The organism is Streptomyces sp. NPDC003393 (assembly GCF_053589015.1).
Genome location: NZ_JBSFRB010000020.1, coordinates 73,964 through 88,709 on the forward strand (window position 1 = coordinate 73,964; position 14,746 = coordinate 88,709).

A 14,746-nucleotide genomic window follows, 5' to 3' on the forward strand; every position below is an offset into this window, starting at 1 on the left:
GTGAAGGTCCTCGTCATCGGTAGCGGCGCCCGCGAGCACGCCCTGTGCCGTTCCCTGTCCCTCGACCCCGACGTCACCGCGCTGCACTGCGCGCCCGGCAACGCCGGCATCGCCGAGGTCGCCGAGCTGCACCCGGTCGACGCCCTCGACGGCGCGGCCGTCTCCGCGCTGGCCACGGAGCTCGGTGCCGACCTCGTGGTCGTCGGCCCGGAGGCGCCGCTGGTCGCCGGGGTCGCCGACACCGTGCGCGAGGCGGGCATCCCGGTCTTCGGCCCCTCCCGGGCGGCCGCGCAGCTCGAGGGCTCCAAGGCCTTCGCCAAGGACGTGATGGCCGCGGCCGGCGTACCCACGGCACGCTCCTACGTCTGCACGACGCCGGTGGAGGTCGCCGAAGCCCTCGACGCCTTCGGCGCGCCGTACGTCGTCAAGGACGACGGTCTCGCCGCCGGCAAGGGTGTCGTCGTCACCGGCGACGTCGAGGTGGCCCGGTCGCACGCCGCGGCCTGCGACCGTGTGGTGATCGAGGAGTACCTCGACGGTCCTGAGGTCTCCCTCTTCGCCGTCACCGACGGCGAGACGGTGGTCCCGCTCCAGCCCGCCCAGGACTTCAAGCGCGCCCTGGACGGTGACCAGGGCCCGAACACCGGCGGCATGGGCGCGTACTCCCCGCTGCCCTGGGCCGATCCCGGGCTCGTGGACGACGTGCTGCGGACGGTGCTGCAGCCCACCGTCGACGAGATGCGCCGCCGGGGCACCCCGTTCTCCGGTCTCCTCTACGCCGGCCTGGCGATCACCAGTCGCGGTGTCCGGGTGATCGAGTTCAACGCCCGTTTCGGCGACCCGGAGACCCAGGTGGTCCTGGCCCGCCTCCAGACCCCGCTCGGCGGCGTGCTGATGGCCGCGGCCACCGGCGACCTCGCCCATCTGGAGCCCCTGCGCTGGAGCGACGACGCGGCCGTCACCGTGGTCGTCGCCTCGCACAACTACCCCGGCACCCCGCGCACCGGCGACCCGATCACCGGCCTCGACGAGGTCGCGGCCCAGGACGCCCCGCACGCGTACGTGCTGCACGCCGGCACCAAGCGGGACGGCGACACCGTGGTGAGCGCGGGCGGCCGTGTGCTGTCCGTGACGGCGAGCGGCAAGGACCTGACCGAGGCCCGCGAGCGGGCGTACACGGCCGTGGGCCGGATCCGCCTCGACGGCTCCCAGCACCGTACGGACATCGCGGCGAAGGCGGCGGCCGGCGCATAGCCCACCGCCACCCACCACGGCATCACCAGGCGCTCGCCGACCCGCAGCATCAGGCGCCTCTCGACACTCGGCCCCGGACGCGATCCGGGGCCCGAGTGTCGCTGTCTGTCGTCCACCTCTGACCAAAGCCATTCCATCGAGTGAGCGATGGCCCATACGGCTGACGCAGGCCGGGGCCCCAACTAGGGTGCGGCGCAAGCGTTCCGGCACTTGGCCCACCGGCATTGCGATGTCAGTGGCGGGTGCCACAGTGGGGGAGTGAGCAACACAGGGCAGTCAGGACAGTCGTGAGGGGGTGAGGTCCGGTCGTGACCGGTATGGGTGTGGAGGTCGGTGTGCAGTCCGCGCGCTCCCGGGCCCTCGCCGTGCTGCATGTACGCAGCCGGGCGCTGGCCGTCGCCCTGCTGCCCGCCGCCCTGGCCGTGATCCTGCTCGCCGGAGGCGCCACCGGTCATCTCGTCGGCCATGGCTGGGACCTCGCGCGCTGGGTGGTGGGTGCCCTCGCGGTGGTCGTCGTGCTCGCCGCCACCGGCATCGGCCTCGTCGTCGCCCGTGCCCGCCCCGCGATGAGCCCGACGGTCCCGATCCCCGAGGAGTCCGCCCCGGACCTGTACCGCCTGGTGCGCGACCTCGCCGACCGCCTCGACGTGCCCGCTCCGTCCGCCATAGCGGTCACCCCGGACTGCGACAGCTGGCTGGAGGACCGCACCCATCCGGCCCACGGTCCTCCCCCCACGGCCCACGGCCACCACGCCGACGCCGGCCGTGGCCACGACACCCGTGACGAGCCGTACGGACTGCGCGGCCTGGCCGCGGCCCGCCCCCGCCGTACGGCGGCGGCCCCCGTGCTCGTCATAGGCTCGCCGTTCCTGTGGTGGATGCGGGTCGGGGAGCTGCGGGCCGTCCTCGCCCCCGTGGTCGCCGGTACGGGACCTTCGGCGCACCCGGACATAGCCGCGGCCCGCCGTTTCGTGCGGGGGCTGGACGCGGCGGTGGCCGTCACCTCGGCGCCCGGACGCCGTTTCCCGGCCGGCGCGGTGTGTGCGGGCGTCGGCTGGGTGGCCCGGCTGCTGTTGCGCGGCTGCCGGGAGTACGCGGCCGAGATGGAGCGCGGAGTGGCGGCCGCGGCCGCCGAGCGTGCACAGGCTGTGGACTACGGCCTGAGAATCGTCGCCCAGGAACAGGTGGGCCTGGCGTACGCCGGCTGGGACCGGCTGCTCACCCGGGTCGCGCTCCCCGCCTGGCGCATGGGCCGCTGGCCCTCCCGGCTGGACGCGGGCGTCGTGGCCGCCCTCACCGAGCTGTCCCGCCGTGACCGCCTGGCCGAGGGCTTCGCCTCCCGGCTCGGCGAGCGCCCGGCCTGCGATCTCCTCGAGGAGCCCGGCGTGGTCGACGAGGCCACCTCACTGCTGGCGGCGCGGCTGTTCCACGGCGGCCCCGCGGAGCACGGCCCGGACTGGTCCCCGGTGGACTGGCACGAGTACCCGGAAGAGGTCGTCGACCGCAAGTGGCGCACCGACGCGGCCCGCCTCCACCGGGTCCTGGACACGCTCGGCGTTCGCCGCTCCCCGAACCGCCCGGCGTCCGATCCCCACGGCCCGACCCTGGCCCGCGTGCTGGACCACCTGTCCGCGCGACCGCACACCCCCACCACCGCCGCCTCTCATGCCACGACCTCGCCCGCTCCGCCGGCACCCCCGGCCCGGGACCAAGCCGCTCCCACGGCCGACGACGCCGCGACCACGCCACCGGACACCGTGCGCACGCCACCGGACACCGAGCGCACCGCGAACACCGACGGCACGAGGGACACCCGGCCCACCGAAGACGCCGAGCACGCGCCCGACACCAGCCCCGCCATCCCCGACATCGGCCCCACCCCCGACATCGGCCCAGCCGAGGACGGTGATGTGGGGAACGAGCGGAGTGCGGCGCTCGCGGCCGGGCTGAGCGCCGAGCTGGCCCGCGAGGAGGCCACTGCGCCCGCGTCAGCCGGGACGGCGCCGCCGGGAGCCGGATCCGGTGCCGTCGGCCATGTCCCCGGAGCGCTCCCCCTCTGGGACGAGGGCTCGCTCCCGCTGTTCCCCCTGCAGCCGCCGCGCACCGGCCGGGATCTCCTCGCCGACCACGTCACCGCGATGGTCTGCTGCGCGGCGATGGACACCGCCGGCGCGACCCCGGGCCTCGACTGGCTCGACGGTCCCTCCCTCCTCATCAACGGGGAGAGAGCCGTCGACCTCGGCACCAAGGTCCGCGCGCTGGTCGAAGAGGGCGATCCGGTCCCGTTGCGCGCCTGGCTGGTCGATTCGGGCATACGTCCGGAAAAGCCCGTACGACTCGTCTGACCTGCGCCGATGCCCGGTCCTCGAGCGCGCTAACGGACCCCCGCCTTCCACTTTCGGTCAATTCGCAACGAGTAGTGACAGCATGCGTGCGTAATGTGATGTGCTGGGATCGTTCACGCACCTGGCAAACGCACACGACATACGACAGACCCGCACTGCCGCACCACATGTCACGGGGGCACGAGGGAGGGGACGGCCATGGGATCGGAGCGGATCCGACGCTGGGAGTCGGGAGCACTCGCACACGCCGTGACGGACCCCTTCGGCCAGGGTCCCGTCCCCTGGCTGCGCGGCAGCGAGACGTACTTCGACGACACGGGCCAGGTCGTCCCGTGGTACGTCGACCCGCAGTCGGGAACCGGCGCGGCACCCGGCACCACCGGCGTGCCGGGAGCGGCCGCCGGGGGCACGACCGCCACCGCCCCCCGGGTGCCCGCCCCCCGCTCCTCCGCCGGCGGCCCCCGCTCCGCCGACGACGTGCGCCGGCAGATCAAAGGTTTCGTCTCCAACGGCCCGGTCACGCCCGGCGAGGCCATCGACTTCCACATCACCGTCGATCCGCCGCAGCAGTTCAGCGTCGACATCTACCGCATCGGCCACTACAACGGCGACGGCGCCGCGAAGATCACCACGAGCCCGCGTCTGTCCGGCATCGTCCAGCCCCCACCGCTCACCGCGGACCGCACGGTCTCCTGCCACCACTGGTGGCTGTCCTGGCGGTTGCAGGTCCCGTCGTACTGGAGCATCGGTGCCTACGTCGCCGTGCTGACCACCGCCGACGGCTACCGCTCCCACGTCCCCTTCACGGTGCGCGACAACCACCCGGCGGACCTGCTCCTTCTCCTGCCCGACGTCACCTGGCAGGCCTACAACCTCTACCCGGAGGACGGGCGCACCGGCGCCAGCCTCTACCACGCCTGGGACGAGGAGGGCCGTCTGCTCGGCGAGGCGGACGCGGCGACCACGGTCTCCTTCGACCGGCCGTACGCGGGCGCGGGCCTGCCGCTGCACGTCGGCCATGCCTACGACTTCATCCGCTGGGCCGAGCGCTACGGCTACGACGTCGCCTACGCCGACGCCCGTGACCTGCACGCCGGCCGCATCGACCCCACCCGCTACCGCGGCCTGGTCTTCCCCGGCCACGACGAGTACTGGTCGATCCCGATGCGCCGCACCGTGGAACTCGCCCGCGAGCACGGCACGTCCCTGGTCTTCCTCTCCGCCAACAGCATGTACTGGCAGGTGGAGCTGGGCCCTTCCCCCTCCGGTGTCGCCGACCGCCTGCTGACCTGCCGCAAACGCAGGGGTCCGGGCCGGCCGGTGCTGTGGCGGGAGATCGACCGCCCGGAGCAGCAACTGGTCGGCATCCAGTACGCCGGGCGCGTCCCCGAGCCCCATCCGCTGATCGTCCGCAACGCCGGCCACTGGTTGTGGGATGCCACCGGCGCGAAGGAGGGCGACGAGATCGAGGGTCTGGTCGCGGGCGAGGCCGACCGCTACTTCCCGCGTACCCCGCTCCCCGACCACGAGGACCGCATCCTGCTGGCGCACTCCCCGTACACCGACACCGAGGGCGTCCTGCGTCACCAGGAGACGTCCCTGTACCGGGCCCCGTCCGGCGCCCTGGTCTTCGCCTCCGGGACGTTCGCGTGGTCCCCGGCGCTGGACCGCCCCGGTCATGTCGACGCCCGCATCCAGCGGGCCACGGCCAACCTTCTCGACCGCATCTGCAAACGGGACTGACCCTCCGGCGGGCCCTCGCGCCACCCGCTGTCCGAGGACCGTGTCCGATACGGGAGAATCGGACCATTGGACAGAACCACGGGGAGGAACCGTGTCCGGATTCGTAGAAAAGCCCGAGCCGATCCAGGTTCCGGGCCTGGTGCACCTGCACACCGGAAAGGTGCGCGAGCTGTACCAGAACGAGGCGGGCGACCTCGTGATGGTCGCCAGCGACCGCATGTCCGCCTACGACTGGGTGCTGCCCACCGAGATCCCCGACAAGGGCCGCATCCTCACACAGCTGTCCCTGTGGTGGTTCGACCGCCTCGCCGATCTGGTTCCCCACCACGTCATCAGCACCGACGTTCCCGTAGGTGCGCCCGCCGACTGGGCCGGTCGCACCCTGGTGTGCAAGTCGCTGAGGATGGTCCCGGTGGAGTGCGTGGCCCGCGGCTACCTCACCGGGTCCGGCCTGGCGGAGTACAACGACTCCCGCACGGTGTGCGGCCTCGCCCTGCCCGAGGGTCTCGTCGACGGCTCCGAACTGCCCGCCCCGATCTTCACCCCGGCCACCAAGGCCGAGGTCGGCGAGCACGACGAGAACGTCTCCTACGAGGAGGTGGCGCGCCAGGTCGGTGCGGAGACCGCCGCGCAACTGCGCCAGGCGACCCTCGCCGTCTACGGCCGGGCCCGCGACATCGCCCGCGAGCGCGGGATCATCCTGGCCGACACCAAGTTCGAGTTCGGCTTCGACGGGGACACCCTGGTCATCGCCGACGAGGTGCTCACCCCGGACTCCTCCCGCTTCTGGCCGGCCGACCAGTGGCAGCCGGGCCGCGCGCAGCCGTCGTACGACAAGCAGTTCGTGCGGGACTGGCTGACGTCCGCCGAGTCCGGCTGGGACCGCGGGAGCGAGCAGCCCCCGCCGCCGCTGCCCGAGCGGGTGGTGGAGGCGACGCGGGCGAAGTACGTGGAGGCGTACGAGCGCCTGACGGGCACCACCTGGTCCTGAAGGGCCGCAGCACGCGAGAGGGCCCCCGGCGGAACCGGGGGCCCTTCACTGGAGCGGACGACGAGGCTCGAACTCGCGACCTCAACCTTGGCAAGGTTGCGCTCTACCAACTGAGCTACGTCCGCACTGCGCCGTGGCGCGACGCCAACTATACCCAACCTCGCTCGCGTGCGAGACGTACTGCCGCGTGCCGGTTCTCCGCGCCGATTTTCGAGACGGCCGACGACAGGTAGTTGCGCACGGTGCCCTGCGACAGCGCGGCCCGCTCGGCGATGTCCGCGACGGGCGCCCCGTCGGCGGCCAGTTCCAGCACCTCGGCCTCCCGCGCGGTCAGCGGGGAGTCTCCCGAGGCGATGGCGTCGGCGGCCAACTCGGGGTCGACGTAACGGTTCCCGGCGTGCACCGTGCGGATGATCTCCGCGAGCCGCTGGGCGCTGACGGTCTTCGGGACGAAGCCGCGCACCCCCGCCGCAAGGGCCCGCTTCAGGTGTCCCGGCCGCCCGTGGCTGGTGACGATCAGCACCTGGCAGCCCGGCAGTTCGGTCCGCAGGAATGTGGCGACCTTCACACCGTCGGCGCCCGGCATCTGCAGGTCGAGCACGGCCACGTCCGGCTCGTGCGCCCGTGCCATCGCCAGCGCCTCCGGTCCGCTGGCGGCCTCGGCGACGATCACCAGGTCGTCCTCCAGGGCGAGCAGCGCGGCGAGCGCGCCACGGATGAGGTGTTCGTCGTCGGCGAGCAGCAGCCGTACCGGATCGGTCATGCCGTGACCTCTCTCACGCTCAGGGGCACTTCGACGGTCACCCGGAACGTGTCCTCGCCGTCATGGCCCGCCTCCAGGGTTCCGCCCACCGCCGACAGCCGCTCCCGCAGTCCGGCCAGCCCGGATCCGCCACCGGCCGCGGCTGCGGCGGCGCCGTCGTTCCGCACGGTCAGCACGACGCGCCGGTCGTCGGCGTCCAGCGCGATGTCGCATCGGGCGGCGTCCCCGTGCCGCAGCACGTTCGTCGTCGCCTCCCGTACGACCCATCCCAGCGCCGACTGCACCTCGCCGTCCAGCCCGCCGGCCTGCCCGCGCACCTCGCAGTGAATCCCGGCCGCGCTCAACACACCCTGAGCTCCGGTGAGTTCGGCTGTCAGGTCGGCTTCCCGGTAGCCCCGTACGACGGCGCGGACCTCCCGCTGCGACTCCTGCGCGATCCGCTGCACCTCGATCATCTGCTCCACCGCCTCGGGCCGTCCGCGCCGCGCCAGCTGCACGGCGAGTTCGCTCTTGAGCGCGATGACGGCCAGGTTCCGCCCCATCACGTCGTGCAGGTCCCGGCCGAACCGCAGCCGTTCCTCGGCGACGGCGAGTCGCGCCTCGGTCTCCCGGGCCCGCTCCGCCTCCCACAGCACGGACAGCGTCCACGCGCCGCAGCGGCAGGCGAGCAGCGAGAAGAGCGCGCCGAAGGCGGTCAGGACACCGATCACGGCGATCGGGCCCGGCGCGGGCTCGATGCAGCCGAACGCGGCCATGAGCACCAGGGCGAGCAGCGCGGACCGGCGCAGGAACACCCGGGTGGGCAGGACGAGGCCGTACAGCACGCCGGGCGGCAGCAGCACGGCGCCGATGGCGAGCCGTACGGCCACGGGGTCGGCGCCGTCGATCGCCGCGAGCACCAGGGTCAGCGCCAGCGCGCCGGCGAGCAGCACGGCGGCGGGCCGCAGGGCCGTGGGCGGCAGCTCGGCGCGGCCCAGGTAGTGGTCGAGCACGGGCCGGGTGCGCCGGTTGGCCTCCACGCACTGCAGGCAGGCGACGACCAGGAGCAGGCAGCCGACGGCCAGCGGCGCCGGCCGCCGCTCGAGCCCGCCCACCATCGGCAGCGCCAGCCAGCACAGGGAGAAGAACCAGGTCGTCAGGTACCAGGTCACCACGGTCTGGAACTCGACCCGCTCGGCCTTGCTGCGCTCGCCCCAGTGGCGCCGCTGCCATCCCCGAATCCGCTCCAACACCACGCTCTCCCCACCCGCCGGCCGTCCGCCGGTCCGTCTCTCAGCGCCGGGGTTCCCAGCGGAACCACCGCCGTACAGCAAACACCGCCGACACGGTCCAGGCCACCGCCGTCGCCACGGCGCCCAGCGCCTCGTACGCGCTCAGCTGTCCGGTCCAGCCGCCTTGGACCAGCCTGATCGCGGGGGAGAGCGGCAGGAGCTCGCAGACGGACGCCAGCCGGTCGGGCAGGATCTCCGTCGGGACCGCCATGCCCGAGCCCAGCATCGACACGAACACCAGCGGGAGCGCGGTGACCTGGGCGCTCTCCACGGTCCTGGTGAACGCGGCGGTGAGCGCGGCCAGCGCGGCGGACAGCACCAGGCCCGCCAGCACACCCAGGACCGTCAGATACGGCGCCTCGGGCGCCCCCGCCTCGAGCAGCACCACGCAGCCGACGGAGACCACCACGCACTGGGCGAGGCCGACGCAGACGGCGGGCAGCGCGGTGCCGGCGAGGATCTCGGCGTCGCCGAGTTCGCCTGTGCGCAGCCGCTTGAGGACGAGCTCCTCGCGGCGGGCCACGTAGGCGCTCACCAGCGAGGTGTACACGGCGAAGAGGAAGGCGAACCCGATCGCGGCCGTCACCATGACGGTGCCGATGTTCAGGCCCTGCGCCTTCAGGTCCATCCGGTCGACCGCCGGCCGCACGCTGAACGGCAGCACGAGCGGCACCAGCAGGGCCGTGACCAGTGCGCCCCGGTTGCGCCCGAGCAGGGTGAGCTCCGCCCGGGCCAGCGCCCGCAGCCGCCTGCCCGCGGGAGCGAGGACGGAGGTGGTCATGCGGCCACCTCCTGGTTCCGCGCGATCCCCAGGAACGCCTCCTCCAGGGAGGCCGAGCGCACATCGAGCCCGCCCAGTTCGACCCGCGCCCGCTCGGCCCACACCAGCAGCCCGGTGGCCGCCCGCTGCAACTCCCGCGTCCGCAGCCGTACGAGGTCGCCGTCCACCTCGTGCCCGCACACGCCCAGCTCACCGAGCGGCGGCAGGTCCCCGAGGAAGTAACCGTCGGGCAGCCGGAAGGAGATCCGCGAGGGCCGGGCGGCGGTCACCTCCTCAGGGGTGCCGGTGGCCGCGATGCGCCCCTCGTGCAGGATCGCCAGCCGGTCGGCGAGGCCCTCGGCCTCCTCCAGGTAGTGCGTGGTCAGCAGCACCGTCGTGCCCCCGTCGCGCAGGGTGCGGACCAACTCCCAGGTGCCGCGGCGTCCTTCGGCGTCCAGGCCGGTCGTGGGCTCGTCCAGGAACAGCACCTCGGGCCTGCCGAGCAGCGCGAGCGCCAGGTCCAGGCGCCGCCGCTCGCCCCCGGACAGCTGCTTGACCCGTACGCCGGTCCGCCCGGCCAGCCCGACCATCGCCAGCGCCTCCTCCTGCGGCCGCGCTCCGCTCACGCATCGCGCCCACAACCGCGCGGTCTCCGCGACGGTCAGCTCCGAGGGGAAGCCGCCCTCCTGGAGCATGACGCCGGTCCTCGGCCGTACGGACGTCCGCTCCCGGTACGGATCGTGCCCGAGGACCCGCACCCGTCCCCCGGCCGGCGGGGCGAGCCCCTCCAGCAGTTCGACCGTGGACGTCTTGCCCGCACCGTTCGTGCCCAGCAGCGCGAAGATCTCGCCGCGGCCCACGGAAAAGGTGATGCCGCGCACGGCCTCGAACCCGCCCCCGTACACGCGCCGCAGGTCGGTGACCTCTATCACGTGTTCGTGTTCGTTCCTGTCCATGACATCAGCGTCCCGGCGAACCGGGTCCGCCGGCAGTGCGCGGTGTCATCGCCCGGCATGACAAATGTCAGAAACGGTCCACGGGCGATCCGGTCGCGATGCGCATGCGATCCGCGGGCGATGCCTGAACGAAAAAGACCCCGGTCCCTGAGGACCGGGGTCTTACTCCCGAGCGGACGACGAGGCTCGAACTCGCGACCTCAACCTTGGCAAGGTTGCGCTCTACCAACTGAGCTACGTCCGCATTGCTTCCGACCGGCTCCCACCGATCGGTGCGAGCACCAGCCTACCTGATCCACAAGAGTGGTCGGGACCGGCGGTGCGGAGCGGGTGACAGGAATCGCACACTGCGCCTTCCCCCTGGAAGGGGGATGTTCTACTACTGAACTACACCCGCATGCACTCCGTGGGTCTCGGCCTTTCGGCCTCGCCCCTCGGCGCGCTCCAGACATTAGCTGATCAACAGGGGGGGTGCGCAAGTCGGCTGCGCCCAGGGCCCGCTGACGGGCCCTGGGATCCTCCTCGGAGCCGGCTCCACCCGTCGCCCCGCCGGCCCCGGGCCGGCCCTCGTCACTGGGCCGCGCTGAACGCCTCGTAGACCTTCTTGGGAATCCGGCCGCGCGCCGGCACGTCCATCTTGTTGGCCTGGGCCCAGGCCCGGACGGCCGCGGGGTCGGGGGCGACCTCCGTCTGCCGGTACGCCTTGCCCGACCGCGACCGCTTGCGGCCCGCCTCCACGTACGGCGCGAGCGCCTTACGCAGTTTCTTCGCATTGGCTTGGTTCAGGTCGATCTCGTAGAACTTGCCGTCGAGTCCGAAGGCGATCGTTTCCGCCGCTTCCGAGCCGTCGATGTCGTCAAAGAGAGTGACCACGACACGCTGCGCCACGAATACCGGTCCCTTCGTCCGACACCTCTGCGCCCACCTGCTCCGTCATGACCTTCGGGGCATGCGGGGATGTTCGGAGATGTCGGCTGTCCGCCTGTTATCGGAAAAGTATCGGCTGTTGCCAATTCATTTGTACAGTGCCGGGCATTGCGAAGTGAAGCCCCGACTAAATTTCTGCGCGTGTCCCGGTTCAATACCGCTGTCCAGTGCGGAACGCCGGACTTTCCGAGAACTTTTCACAACACTCGCGCCCACTGGCCTGCCGTGACGGCCGTCACGTGTGTTCCTCCAGGTCTACTCGCGTAGAAATTTTGTGCGGGTAGTCTGAAGGGACCTGCTCAGCACCACACACCGGGAGTGCCAGTGGCACGCGTCGTAGTCGACGTCATGCTCAAGCCGGAGATCCTCGACCCCCAGGGCCAGGCGGTGCAGCGCGCACTGCCGCGCCTGGGTTTCGAAGGCATCTCCGACGTACGTCAGGGAAAGCGATTCGAACTGGAAGTGGACGGGCCCGTCGACGAGGCCGCGCTCGCCCGCATTCACGATCTTGCCGAATCCTTCCTCGCCAACACCGTGATCGAGGACTTCACCGTCAAGGTCGAGTCCGATGACGTAGTCGCGGGGGCCGCGAAGTGACCGCTCGTATTGGCGTCGTCACTTTCCCGGGCAGTCTCGACGACCGGGACACCCAGCGCGCGATCCGCCTCGCGGGCGCCGAACCGGTCGCCCTGTGGCACAAGGACAAGGACCTCAAGCAGGTCGACGCCGTGGTGCTGCCCGGCGGTTTCTCCTACGGCGACTATCTGCGGGCCGGCGCCATCTCCCGCTTCTCGCCGGTGATGCGGACCGTCATCGAGCAGGCGAAGGCCGGGCTGCCGGTCCTCGGCATCTGCAACGGCTTCCAGGTCCTCACCGAGGCCCACCTCCTCCCGGGCGCCATGCTCGGCAACGACCACCTGCACTTCATCTGCCGCGACCAGAAGCTGCGGGTGGAGAACGCGTCCACCGCCTGGACCAGCGACTACACCGAGGGCCAGGAGATCTTCATCCCCCTGAAGAACATGGACGGCCGGTACGTCGCCGACGAGTACACCCTCGACAAGCTCGAGGCGGAGGGCCGCGTCGCCTTCCGTTACCTGGACGTCAATCCCAACGGCTCGCTCCGCGACATCGCCGGCATCACCAACGAGGCCGGCAACGTCGTAGGGCTCATGCCGCACCCCGAGCACGCCACCGAGCCGCTGATCGGCACCGGCCGCACCGACGGCCTGCCGTTCTTCAGCTCGATCCTCAAGAAGCTGGTCACCGCATGAGCAGGACGCCTCTGGACACGGTCGAGCACGCGGCCGCGACCCCCGACGTCGAGCTGCCCTGGGCCGAACTCGGCCTGAAGAAGGACGAGTACGAGCGGATCGTCGAGATCCTGGGCCGCCGCCCGACCGGCGCCGAACTCGCCATGTACTCCGTGATGTGGTCCGAGCACTGCTCGTACAAGTCCTCCAAGGTCCACCTCCGCCAGTTCGGCGAGAAGGCCCCCGAGAACGACGCGCTGCTCGTCGGCATCGGTGAGAACGCCGGTGTCGTCGACGTCGGCCAGGGCTACGCCGTCACCTTCAAGGTGGAGTCGCACAACCACCCGTCGTACGTGGAGCCCTACCAGGGCGCCGCGACCGGCGTCGGCGGCATCGTGCGCGACATCATCGCGATGGGCGCGCGTCCGGTGGCGGTGGTCGACCCCCTGCGCTTCGGCGCGGCGGACCACCCCGACACCAAGCGGGTGCTGCCCGGAGTGGTCGCGGGCATCGGCGGATACGGCAACTGCCTGGGCCTGCCCAACATCGGCGGCGAGGTCGTCTTCGACGCCTGCTACCAGGGCAACCCGCTGGTCAACGCCGGCTGTGTCGGCGTGATGCGGCACGAGGACATCCACCTCGCCAAGGCCTCCGGCGCGGGCAACAAGGTCATCCTGTACGGGGCGCGGACCGGCGGCGACGGCATCGGCGGCGCCTCGATCCTGGCCTCCGAGACCTTCGACGACGCCAAGCCGTCCAAGCGCCCCGCCGTCCAGGTCGGCGACCCCTTCCAGGAGAAGCTCCTCATCGAGTGCACCCTGGAGGCGTTCGCCGAGAAGCTGGTCGTCGGCATCCAGGACCTGGGCGCGGCCGGCCTGTCGTGCGCCACCTCCGAGCTGGCCTCCAACGGCTCCGGCGGCATGCGCGTCACCCTGGACGACGTCCCCCTGCGCGACTCCACGCTCTCGCCCGAGGAGATCCTCATGAGCGAGTCGCAGGAGCGCATGTGCGCGGTCGTCGAGCCGGAGAAGGTCGACCGGTTCCTGGAGATCTGCGCGAAGTGGGACGTCATCGCCACCGTCATCGGCGAGGTGACCGACGGCGACCGGCTGGAGATCTTCTGGCACGGCGGCAAGATCGTCGACGTCGACCCGCGCACGGTCGCCCACGAGGGCCCGGTCTACGAGCGCCCGTACGCCCGTCCGGAGTGGCAGGACGCCCTCCAGGCCGACGACGCGAACAAGCTGCCGCGGCCGGAGACCGCCGAGGAGCTGAAGGCGCAGATCCTGAAGCTGGTGGCGTCGCCGAACCAGGCGTCCAAGAAGTGGATCACCCAGCAGTACGACCACTTCGTGCAGGGCAACACCGTCCTGGCCATGCCCGAGGACTCCGGCATGATCCGGATCGACGAGGAGAGCGGCCTCGGTGTCGCCCTCGCCACCGACGGCAACGGCCGCTACGCCAAGCTCGACCCGTACACGGGCGCACAGCTGGCGCTCGCCGAGGCGTACCGCAACGTCGCCACGACCGGTGCGAAGCCGCTGGCCGTCTCCGACTGCCTGAACTTCGGTTCGCCCGAGGACCCGGCGGTGATGTGGCAGTTCGCCGAGGCCGTGCGCGGTCTGGCGGACGGCTGCCGCCAGCTGGGCACCCCGGTGACGGGCGGCAACGTCTCGCTGTACAACCAGACCGGTGAGGCCGCCATCCACCCGACCCCGGTGGTCGCCGTCCTCGGCGTGATCGACGACGTGGCCCGGCGCACCCCGGTCGCCTTCCAGGAGGAGGGCCAGCTCCTCTACCTCCTCGGCGACACGCGTGAGGAGTTCGGTGGCTCGGCCTGGTCCCAGGTGGTCCACGACCACCTGGGCGGTCTGCCCCCGAAGGTGGACCTGGAGCGGGAGCGGCTGCTGGCCGAGATCCTGATCTCCGCCTCCCGCGACGGCATGATCGACTCCGCGCACGACCTGTCCGACGGCGGTCTGATCCAGGCGGTCGTGGAGTCCGCCCTGCTGGGCGGCAAGGGCGCGCGACTGGTCGTCCCCGACGGCCTGGACGCGTTCACCTTCCTGCTCTCGGAGTCGGCCGGCCGCGCGATCGTCGCCGTGCCGCGCTCGGAGGAGGTCCGGTTCAACGACATGTGCGGCGCCCGCGGCCTGCCCGCCACCCGCGTCGGTGTCGTCGACGGGGACACGGTCGAGGTCCAGGGCGCGTTCGAGCTGACCCTGGCCGAGCTGCGCGAGGCCCACGAGGCCACGATCCCCGCGCTGCTCGCCTGAGCGACGCAACCAGCGGCCGTACGACGCCGAAGGCCCCTCGTCGATGACGGGGGGCTTTCCGTTCCGGCCGGAAGCCCCGGCGGTGACGTCGCGGCCGGAAGGGGGCCGGTGGATAAGACCGAAGTCTCGAAGCTCGCGACGGCCGCGGCCGCCGGCTCAGCGCCGCCGCGACGCCCTCACCGAGGAGGACCGCCGCCTCGGCGCCCA

General features: G+C 72.0%; 12 protein-coding genes and 3 tRNA genes. 7 read left to right on the forward strand and 8 right to left on the reverse strand.

Translation table 11 applies throughout. The annotated features are described in order from the left end of the window. The 4 genes from purD (at nt 1) to ACWDUZ_RS20645 (ending at nt 6,333) form a co-directional block, all read left to right on the forward strand. Nucleotides 1-1,254 carry a phosphoribosylamine--glycine ligase gene (gene purD, locus ACWDUZ_RS20630; protein ID WP_451633226.1) on the forward strand — a complete coding sequence of 418 codons (1,254 nt, stop codon included), beginning with the start codon at nt 1-3 and terminating at the stop codon, nt 1,252-1,254. Nucleotides 1,255-1,571: 317 nt separating this feature from the next. After that, nucleotides 1,572-3,599, forward strand: a complete 2,028-nt coding sequence (locus ACWDUZ_RS20635) for a hypothetical protein (RefSeq protein ID WP_451633271.1) — start codon at nt 1,572-1,574, stop codon at nt 3,597-3,599. Between the two features lie 198 nt (nt 3,600-3,797). Beyond that, a complete protein-coding gene (locus ACWDUZ_RS20640; protein ID WP_451633227.1) occupies nt 3,798-5,342 on the forward strand; it encodes a N,N-dimethylformamidase beta subunit family domain-containing protein in 1,545 nt (514 codons plus the stop codon). 91 nt (nt 5,343-5,433) lie between these two features. Further along, nucleotides 5,434-6,333, forward strand: coding sequence for a phosphoribosylaminoimidazolesuccinocarboxamide synthase (locus ACWDUZ_RS20645; RefSeq protein ID WP_451633228.1), 900 nt, complete (start codon nt 5,434-5,436; stop codon nt 6,331-6,333). Nucleotides 6,334-6,382: 49 nt separating this feature from the next. Here the strand turns inward: ACWDUZ_RS20645 and ACWDUZ_RS20650 are convergent. From ACWDUZ_RS20650 to ACWDUZ_RS20685, 8 genes are all read right to left on the reverse strand, one after another. After that, nucleotides 6,383-6,458, reverse strand: a tRNA-Gly gene (locus tag ACWDUZ_RS20650). 23 nt (nt 6,459-6,481) lie between these two features. Next, the gene (locus ACWDUZ_RS20655) at nt 6,482-7,096 is read right to left on the reverse strand and encodes a response regulator (RefSeq protein ID WP_451633229.1); all 615 of its coding nucleotides are present in this window, start codon (nt 7,094-7,096) and stop codon (nt 6,482-6,484) included. After that, on the reverse strand, nt 7,093-8,328 hold the full coding sequence (locus tag ACWDUZ_RS20660; RefSeq protein WP_451633230.1) for a sensor histidine kinase: 1,236 nt from the start codon (nt 8,326-8,328) through the stop codon (nt 7,093-7,095). Before ACWDUZ_RS20660 ends, ACWDUZ_RS20655 begins: the two co-directional genes overlap by 4 nt. Before the next feature lie 40 nt (nt 8,329-8,368). After that, entirely contained in the window at nt 8,369-9,148 is a 780-nt protein-coding gene (locus tag ACWDUZ_RS20665) for an ABC transporter permease (protein WP_451633231.1), read from the reverse strand. Continuing rightward, nucleotides 9,145-10,083 carry an ABC transporter ATP-binding protein gene (locus ACWDUZ_RS20670; protein WP_451633232.1) on the reverse strand — a complete coding sequence of 313 codons (939 nt, stop codon included), beginning with the start codon at nt 10,081-10,083 and terminating at the stop codon, nt 9,145-9,147. The genes ACWDUZ_RS20665 and ACWDUZ_RS20670 overlap by 4 nt, the downstream gene beginning before the upstream one ends. Before the next feature lie 171 nt (nt 10,084-10,254). After that, nucleotides 10,255-10,327, reverse strand: a tRNA-Gly gene (locus ACWDUZ_RS20675). 81 nt (nt 10,328-10,408) lie between these two features. Next, nucleotides 10,409-10,480, reverse strand: a tRNA-Gly gene (locus ACWDUZ_RS20680). Between the two features lie 173 nt (nt 10,481-10,653). Beyond that, nucleotides 10,654-10,971, reverse strand: coding sequence for a histone-like nucleoid-structuring protein Lsr2 (locus tag ACWDUZ_RS20685; protein WP_028421372.1), 318 nt, complete (start codon nt 10,969-10,971; stop codon nt 10,654-10,656). A 363-nt stretch (nt 10,972-11,334) separates the two neighbouring features. Here ACWDUZ_RS20685 and purS point away from each other — a divergent pair, with 363 nt between their 5' ends. The 3 genes from purS to purL are packed head-to-tail and all read left to right on the forward strand — an operon-like array spanning nt 11,335 to nt 14,539. Continuing rightward, nucleotides 11,335-11,607: a phosphoribosylformylglycinamidine synthase subunit PurS gene (gene purS, locus ACWDUZ_RS20690; protein WP_190176121.1), complete on the forward strand. Its 273-nt coding sequence runs from the start codon at nt 11,335-11,337 to the stop codon at nt 11,605-11,607. After that, nucleotides 11,604-12,284: a phosphoribosylformylglycinamidine synthase subunit PurQ gene (gene purQ, locus ACWDUZ_RS20695; RefSeq protein ID WP_451633233.1), complete on the forward strand. Its 681-nt coding sequence runs from the start codon at nt 11,604-11,606 to the stop codon at nt 12,282-12,284. Before purS ends, purQ begins: the two co-directional genes overlap by 4 nt. After that, the gene (gene purL, locus ACWDUZ_RS20700) at nt 12,281-14,539 is read left to right on the forward strand and encodes a phosphoribosylformylglycinamidine synthase subunit PurL (protein ID WP_451633234.1); all 2,259 of its coding nucleotides are present in this window, start codon (nt 12,281-12,283) and stop codon (nt 14,537-14,539) included. The genes purQ and purL overlap by 4 nt, the downstream gene beginning before the upstream one ends. Nucleotides 14,540-14,746: the final 207 nt, after the last annotated feature.

Coding starts and splice junctions, on each gene's coding strand:
- ACWDUZ_RS20635 (WP_451633271.1), top strand. CDS start 1,572: ATGGGTGTGGAGGTCGGTGTGCAGTCCGCGCGCTCCCGGGCCCTCGCC.
- ACWDUZ_RS20640 (WP_451633227.1), top strand. CDS start 3,798: ATGGGATCGGAGCGGATCCGACGCTGGGAGTCGGGAGCACTCGCACAC.
- ACWDUZ_RS20655 (WP_451633229.1), bottom strand. CDS start 7,096: ATGACCGATCCGGTACGGCTGCTGCTCGCCGACGACGAACACCTCATC.
- ACWDUZ_RS20665 (WP_451633231.1), bottom strand. CDS start 9,148: ATGACCACCTCCGTCCTCGCTCCCGCGGGCAGGCGGCTGCGGGCGCTG.
- ACWDUZ_RS20670 (WP_451633232.1), bottom strand. CDS start 10,083: ATGGACAGGAACGAACACGAACACGTGATAGAGGTCACCGACCTGCGG.
- purL (WP_451633234.1), top strand. CDS start 12,281: ATGAGCAGGACGCCTCTGGACACGGTCGAGCACGCGGCCGCGACCCCC.